This is a genomic window from Cellulomonas iranensis NBRC 101100 = JCM 18110 (genome assembly GCF_001552375.1).
GTDB classification, from domain to species: domain Bacteria; phylum Actinomycetota; class Actinomycetes; order Actinomycetales; family Cellulomonadaceae; genus Cellulomonas; species Cellulomonas iranensis.
The window spans coordinates 1-7212 of sequence record NZ_BCRB01000128.1 but is presented as its reverse complement, the minus strand read 5'-3'; the positions used below and the strand labels follow the sequence as shown (position 1 = coordinate 7212).

Annotated in this window: 6 protein-coding genes and 1 tRNA gene; 2 read left to right on the top strand and 5 right to left on the bottom strand. The window is 78.3% G+C overall.

Annotation, left to right across the window (positions count from 1 at the left end):
• The 3 genes from CS2_RS17195 to CS2_RS17185 form a co-directional block, all read right to left on the bottom strand.
• Nucleotides 1–2415, bottom strand: a 2415-nt coding sequence (locus tag CS2_RS17195; protein WP_070320897.1) for an amino acid adenylation domain-containing protein, incomplete at its 3' end; no start/stop codon positions are given.
• Nucleotides 2412–3737, bottom strand: a complete 1326-nt coding sequence (locus tag CS2_RS17190) for an SWIM zinc finger family protein (RefSeq protein ID WP_070320896.1) — start codon at nt 3735–3737, stop codon at nt 2412–2414. The genes CS2_RS17190 and CS2_RS17195, both read right to left, overlap by 4 nt.
• Nucleotides 3738–3833: 96 nt before the next feature.
• Nucleotides 3834–4409 (bottom strand): SMI1/KNR4 family protein, encoded by a 576-nt coding sequence (locus CS2_RS17185; protein WP_070320895.1) that lies wholly within the window; start codon nt 4407–4409, stop codon nt 3834–3836.
• 343 nt (nt 4410–4752) lie between these two features.
• On the opposite strand from CS2_RS17185, the gene CS2_RS17180 reads away from it, so the two are divergent.
• Nucleotides 4753–4825, top strand: a tRNA-Arg gene (locus tag CS2_RS17180).
• A gap of 246 nt (nt 4826–5071) precedes the next feature.
• Nucleotides 5072–5386, top strand: a complete 315-nt coding sequence (locus CS2_RS17175) for a helix-turn-helix domain-containing protein (protein ID WP_070320894.1) — start codon at nt 5072–5074, stop codon at nt 5384–5386.
• 43 nt (nt 5387–5429) lie between these two features.
• On the opposite strand, the gene CS2_RS17170 is transcribed toward CS2_RS17175, so the two are convergent.
• The gene (locus CS2_RS17170) at nt 5430–6335 is read right to left on the bottom strand and encodes a CPBP family intramembrane glutamic endopeptidase (RefSeq protein WP_070320893.1); all 906 of its coding nucleotides are present in this window, start codon (nt 6333–6335) and stop codon (nt 5430–5432) included.
• Nucleotides 6336–6429: 94 nt separating this feature from the next.
• Nucleotides 6430–7095, bottom strand: coding sequence for a response regulator (locus CS2_RS17165; protein ID WP_046529968.1), 666 nt, complete (start codon nt 7093–7095; stop codon nt 6430–6432).
• Nucleotides 7096–7212: the final 117 nt, after the last annotated feature.

The window sequence follows — 7212 nt, the reverse complement described above, 5'->3', positions numbered from 1 at the left end:
CGACCCGCCGCGCCCGGCCAGCGCGCGCACGCCCGGCAGCGCGAGCACGCCGGCGTCGGCGACGCCCGCCGCGACCGCGGCCTCGACCTCGGGCAGCAGCGCCTGCACGGCCTCGGCGACGTCGGCCGTGCCCGCGAGCATGCGCGGTGCGCGCAGCGACGCCGCGACCACGTCGTCGAGCACGAGCCACACCACCGCGAGCAGACCCTCGCCCGCGAGCTCGCGCAGCGCACGGGCCAGCGCCGCGAGGCTCGACGGCGTCTCGGCCCAGTCCAGCAGGCGCACGTCGGGCACGCCGGGGCGCAGCAGCCCGCGCTCCCAGGCCTCCATGACGGCCGTCGTGCCGTCGGGCGCCGCGACCGCGTGGAACCCGCGCTGCGCGGCGAGCAGGTTGACGGCCGTGCCGGGCGGCAGCGGCGTCGCGCGCCGCACGGCCTGCCGCAGCACGAGCCCGGACGCCGCGTCCTCGGCCGCCCCCACGGCACGCCCCGCGGCGTCGCCCCAGGTCGGGAACGTCTCGAACCCCGGGTGCGCGTACCGGTTGGCGCCGACGCGGCGGGGGAACGCGTCGAGCGACGCGGGCACGGCCGGCGTCGCGGGCCTCCAGCGTCGCCGCTGCGGGTCGATCTCGAGCGCGGGCTCGCGCACGGGGTCGGTGAGGTGGCGGCGCAGCGCGGGGCCCGCGGTGACGCCCGCGTCGGTGCCGTCCTGCAGCACCACCGGCACGGGCAGCGCGTCGAGCGCCGCGAGCACGTCGTCCGTCACGAGCGCGCCGTCGGCGCGCAGCATCGCCAGGAACAGGTCGGCCTCGGCCGCGGTCGCGCCGGCGTCGGCGTACGCGCGCAGCCGCACCACCAGGTCCGCGGGGTCGATGCGCAGGTCCACCCACGTGGGCGTCGACAGCAGCACGGGGGCCGCACCCAGGCGCGCGACCACCGACGCCTCGCGCGCGTGCAGCACGTCCCAGACCAGCGGGGAGGCGTTCCACCGCTCGGGGTCGGCGGGCCGGTCGGCCAGCGGGGACGGCTCGCCCGCGACCCACGACGGCACGCACCGCAGGCCCGCGACCCAGGACGTGCGGACCCCGCCGAGCGCGGTGCGCGCCGCGGCGACGTCGGCGTGCGCGACCGCGTTCGCGAGCGCGAGGAACCGCTCGACCTCGACGTCGACCACGCCGTCGGGCCGCCCCGTGAGCGTCGCGGCCGCGGCCGTGAGCGCGGCGGCGGACGGCTCGCCGACGTCGAGGCGCGGCACGTCCCACACGGGCGGCGGGTCCTGCCACAGGCCGCCGACGGGCGCGTCGTCCGAGGCGTCGTCCGGGTCGGGCGCCATGCCCCACGCATCGGCCAGCGCGGTGGCCGCGCGCGCGAGCGTGCGGTCGGTGACGCCCGCGTGCGGCAGCACGAGCGGTGCGACGGCCGCGACCACGTCGTCCGACGGCCGGGGGCGCCGTGCCGCCTCGGCGAGCAGCAGGCGCAGCACCTTCTTGGTCCGCACCAGCAGGCTCACGGTCAGCACGTCCGCCAGCAGGTCCTCGGTGACGCCCGCGACGAGCGCGGGGGCGATCGCCTCGACGACCGCCGAGTCGCCGTGCGCGAGCACCGGGACCAGCGCGTCGGCGTGCGGCACGAGCGCGTCGCCCGTGACGCCGAGCGGACCGGTGAGCACCTGCGCCCACGCCTTGCGGTCGCCGGGACGCTGCGCGGAGTCCAGCGCCGCGAGCACGAGCGTCACCGCCTCGTCGTGGTCCAGCAGCCCCTGCTCGACCGCCGCGGGCACCACGGCGCCGAACGGTCCGGTCGCGGGCACGCCCAGCGCGACGGCCTGCCGCACGTGCTCGGGCAGGCGCCGCGTGACGACCCGCGGCGGGCACCAGCCGCGCTCGCGCGGGAACAGCTCGCCCTCGCCCGTCAGCGCGCCCTGCGCGTAGACGGCCCAGTCCCGCAGGTACTCGACCGACGCCGGGACGGGCAGGTCGTGCAGGTCCACGAGGCGCACGACAGCGCCCGCGTGCACGCTCGTCGAGTGCTCCCACAGCCGCCGGTCCGCGCGGCACGCGGCCTCGACGAACTGCGCGGCGAACGTCGGACCGCGTGCCGCGAGCAGCCGCGTGGCCCGCTCGTCGTCGACCGCCTGCGTACCCGGCAGCAGCGCCGCCGACCGCTTCGCGTCGACCCCGACGCGCACGGCGAACACCGCGAGCATCGTCCGGTCCACGTCGATGCCGCTGATCCAGCCGTACGTGTTCCCGTCGAGGTGGCCCCACGCGCCCCACTCGCCCGTCGCGAGCCCGTCGCGCGCGACGCGCTGCTGCTCGGGCGTCCCCAGCGGCAGGGTCTCGGCGTCGTCGAGGGTCGCGCGGTCCCAGCCGAGCGTGCGGAACACGTCGACGGCGGCGGCGAGCGCGGGGTTCATGCGGGGTCCTCCGTGAGGATCTGGACGGCCAGGACGTGCGCGCACGGGCCGCGGCCCGTGCCGTGCGCGAGGAACCACGGGCACGTGCAGCGCGCGACCCCGCCGTCCCGTGCGACGTGGTGGTCGGGCGAGCCGGGCGTGCGGCTGCGCACGGCCCAGCCGTCGGCGACGCGCACGACGGCGCCGTCGGCGACCAGGCGCCGGGCGCCGACGAGGCGCGGGTTGTCCTTCTCGACGCGTGCGGGGTCGTGCGGCAGCTCGCGGTGGAACCAGGCCGCGTCGTGCAGGTCCCAGCCGATGCGGCCGTCTGCCGCGAGCACGGCCAGCGCGGCGCGCACGCGCGCGTCGTCGAGCGCGGACTCGCGGCTCAGGCGCGGCACGTCGACCACGGGCTCGAACGCGAGCAGCGCCGCGACCAGGTCGGCGTCCTCGACGACCGACGCGCCCGCGAGCGCCGCCAGCAGCGACCCCTCACCCGAGTGGCCGCGCCACGCCTCGTCCGTGAGCCCCAGCACCAGGCGTGCCCCGGGCAGCGCGAGCTCGACGGCAGCGGCGCCCGGCTCGGCACCGCCGTGCACGGTCATGCCGGTGACGTGCGTGAGCAGCCGCTTGGCCGCGCTCAGGCGGTGCAGCCCGGCCACGTGCACGCCGCCGCGCGTCGGCCGCGCCGCCACGCGCACCCCGGCCGGGCCCGCGACGAGCCAGCCCGTGCGCCCGGTGCCGGTCGCGGCGGGCAGCGCCGCGACGAACGCGCGCGCGTGCGCGGCGCCGACCGTGAACGCGGGCGCGAGCCCGTGGTGCAGCTCGGCGACGTTCCCGAGCGCGCGCACCCAGCGCCCAGGCATCTCGACGGGCCGCTCGGCGACCGTCTCCTGCGGGCTCGACACGCTCAGGCCGCCGCTGCCGACGTCGAGGTGCAGCAGCCGCTCGCGGCCCACGCGGGACAGCGCCGTGCGCGTCGCGAGGCCGATGTCGACGTTCGTCGTGCCGTGCGACGCCTCGCCCGAGTCGAACGCGTCCGGCAGCAGGTCGAGCCGCGCGTACACGCTGTTGCACGCCGAGAAGCACTCGGCGCGCAGCCGGTCCCCGTGCGCCGTCAGCACGGGGTCGCGCTGCGTGGTGGGCGTGTACTGGAAGTACCGGGTCGCGCTGACGTCGGCCAGCGTCAGCAGACCTCGCGCGAGCACCTGCGGGTGCGCCGCGAACCCGTGGAAGAAACTGGGGTCGGCGACCAGCCCGGCGGGCGTCAGCGCGGGGGCCAGGCCGAGGGTCAGACCGTCCTCGCCCAGGTGGGAGGCCTGCGCGAACGTGCGGGTCGTCACGGCCGCGAGTCTAGGGAGCGGCGCCGACACCGCCCAGGGCGGGGCCGCGCGTTCACCCGCGCGACGCGGCCGCCGCCGCCACGTGGGGCGCCGCGGTCACGTGAGGTCCTGCCGGTGCGCGTGCGGTACCGCCGGCAGGTGCGTGAGGTCGACGTCCCACGTGCCGTCGCGCGCGACGCGCCACGTGCCCGTGTCGACCATCTCGTGCCAGCGCGCGACGCGCTGCGCGAGCGTCGAGCGCGCGACGTGCAGCGGGTGCGCGTGCGGGTCGTGACGGAACGTGTCCGGGCCGGGGCGCGACCCGTCGAGCACGAGCGGCAGCGCGTGCCCGTGCACCGCGACCACCCAGTGCGCCTGCCACGTGCGGCGGTCGCCGCGCGCCTCGGCGAGCGACGCCTCGTGGTACTCCCGCGAGCGGCGCAGGCTCGCGTCGAGCGGGGCGAACTCCTGCCCGGGCGCGAGGTGCGCGGGCGGCAGCCCGGGGGTGGTGCCGTCGTGCCACGTCCACAGCGCGACGAGGTCCTCGCCGGCCTCGTAGCCGTGCCGCGCGGCGAGCGCCACGGCCTCGGGGTACGTCAGGGCGGGACGCAGGCGCGGGACCACCGCGGCGCCCAGCGAGGCGAGCCGCGCAACCCAGCCCTGCAGCGCGGCGTGCACCTCGGCCGCGCTCACCGCGAGCCGTCCCCGGGCGTGCCCGTGCGGCGGCGTGGGGCGTGGTGCCGACGACCCTCCACCCGGGCACTCCTTCGCGCGCGTTCGTGACGTGCGGGACGTCGTCGGCCGCGCAGCGGGACGACACCGTGGCACACGGGCCGACCCGCGCGGAGCCGGTTCGCGCGGGAGCCACCCGGACGGGGCACGGGCGGGGGTGCCAGCGCCTACCCGAACGGTCTCTTTCTGGACGGTCAGCATGCTGAGCACCCTGCCGGCACGTGATCCGGGCCACGTCAGGCTGGATCGGTTTGGGCTCCCGGCCGGTGGGCCTGTACAGTTCTCGACGGCTCCTCGGGGCCGTGCGCCCGTAGCTCAATGGATAGAGCATCTGACTACGGATCAGAAGGTTGGGGGTTCGAGTCCCTCCGGGCGCGCAGTTCGGATGCGAGCCCGGCACCGATGGTGCCGGGCTCGTGTCACGTCCAGCAGGCTCTCCACGGTCCGCGCCACCGGCGCGACCGGTCCGCCCCCGACGTCGGGTGCGCGGTGAACCGCCTGCGACCGGCCGCGACCCGTGCGCACCCCTGCGCGCCGTGGCCACGCCCGCGGCACCCCGCCGCCGGGCACGCACAGCACCGCGCGCCGCCACGGCGAGCGCGCGCAGGAACGGAACCACCCCCATGAGCACGACCGTGGCGCGTCCGCGCCCGACCACCCCCGTACGCCCGGGCCGCCGCCCGGTGCACCACCGACCCACCCTCCGTCACGTCTCGCAGGACGCGGGCGCGCGCCGCGCGCTCGTGCTGCTCGAGCTGTCCCAGCACGGCCCGTGCGACGTCCCGACGCTCGCGGAGCGCTGCGCGCTGCCCGCCGAGACGGTCACCGCGCACCTGCGCGACCTCGCCGAGGCGGGGTTCGTCGTCGCCGGCGGCCGCCGCTGGGCGGCCGTGTCCCTCGTCGAGCGCGAGCGCGCGCGGGGTCTGCCCGTCGGGTGACGACCGGACGCCGGCCGTCGACGGGCAGCCCCGCGCCGGCCGGCTACGCCCGCGCCGCCCGCCGCGCCGCGGCGCGCAGCAGCAGCGCCCCCGCGCCGCCCAGCACGAACCACGTCACGGCCTGCAGCGCCCAGAACGCGCCGTCGCCCAGCTCGGCGGCGGGCGTCACGAGGTTGGACGACGCGTACACGAGCGTCGTGTTGAGCAGCGCGTGCGCCCACGCCGCGGGCCACACGGACCCCGACAGCGCCCGCGCGGCGCCGATCACGAGCGCGGCCACCAGCAGGTTGACCATCGAGGCCACGACGTCGCGCCCGGTCATGGCGCCGCCCGCGCGGTAGGCCAGCAGCAGCGGCAGGTGCCACAGCGCCCACAGCGCGCCGATGCCGACGGTCGCGCGCACCAGCCCGTACCGGGCGAGCGTGGTGTGCAGGGCGCCGCGCCACGCGATCTCCTCGCCCGTGACGGTGAGCATCGCGACGAGCGCGAACGGCAGCACGAGCGGTGCGAGGGCCGCGGCGTCGTCGGTCGGGCGCCACGCGACGAGACCCGTCGCGACCCCGACGGCCGTGGTCACGGCCGGCACCGCGACGAACACCGCGACCAGCAGCCCTGCCGTGCGCAGCACGCGGCCGGTGCGCAGCGGGCGGACCGCCGCCCACCGCCAGAACGGCGTGCGACGCCCGGTGCCGAGGTGCGCGACGAACGCCGCGAGCGTGGGCGCCCACGACAGCAGCGGCACCGTCGCGTTGAACGCGTCGGCGTCCGCACCGGCCACCGCGAGCGGCACGAGGGCCACCGCCGTGACGGCCGTGAGGGTCCCGACGAACCACGCGAGCACCCGCCGCGGGTCGCGGTCCGGGGTCAGGGTCGCGTCGGGCAGCGCGTTGGGCAGGTCGTCGGGGACGGGCGTGGTGCCCTCGGGTGCGCGGGTGTCCCGTGCGGTCATGGTGCTGCTCTCCTCGCCGGGCCGCGGCGGCCCTCGCGGTCGACGCTCCCAGCCGCGCACCGGCCCGCACCTCACCCCGCGCGGCGGGCGGCCCTCACCCCGCGGGGTGAGCGGGCCCGGCCAGGCCGTTCTCGTACGCGTAGATCACGGCGTGCACGCGGTCGCGCAGGTCGAGCTTGGTGAGGACCGCGCGCACGTGCGTCTTCACGGTGTTCTGCGTGAGGTGCAGCGCGGCACCGATCTCGCCGTTGGACCGCCCGGCGGCGATGAGGTCGAACACCTCGCGCTCGCGGGGCGACAGCCGCGCGACCGCGTCGGGCCGGGGCGCCGGCACGCGCCGCACGTGCTCGACGAGCGACGCGGCCACGGTCGGCGCGAGCGCCGCGCTGCCGGCCGCGACGTCGCAGATCGCCTCGACGAGCGTCTCGGGGCGTGCGTCCTTGGTGAGGTAGCCGCTGGCCCCGGCGCGCAGCGCGGCCAGCACGAGCTCGTCGAGGTCGAACGTCGTGAGCGCGAGCACGCGCGTGCGCGGGCGCAGCCGCACCACCTGCGCGGTCGCCGCGATGCCGTCGAGCACGGGCATGCGTACGTCCATGAGGACGACGTCGACGTGCTCGCGCAGCACGGCGTCGACGGCGGCGCGCCCGTCCCCGACGGTCCCGACGACCTCGACGCGCGGGTCGGCGCCCAGGACGGTCGCGAGCGAGAGCCGCAGCAGCTCCTGGTCGTCGGCCAGCAGCACGCGCACCGGGCCGGTCACGCGGCACCCACCGTCGGCAGCCGCGCGCTCAGCGTCCAGCCGCGCCCGTCCCCGTGCCCGTCCCCGCGCTCGACGTCGAGCGTGCCACCCGCGGCGGTGACCCGGCGCTCCGCCGCC

Excerpts from the sequence above, each read along its gene's own strand:
- CS2_RS17175 (WP_070320894.1), top strand. The coding sequence starts at position 5,072 with ATGAGCACGACCGTGGCGCGTCCGCGCCCGACCACCCCCGTACGCCCG.
- CS2_RS17170 (WP_070320893.1), bottom strand. The coding sequence starts at position 6,335 with ATGACCGCACGGGACACCCGCGCACCCGAGGGCACCACGCCCGTCCCC.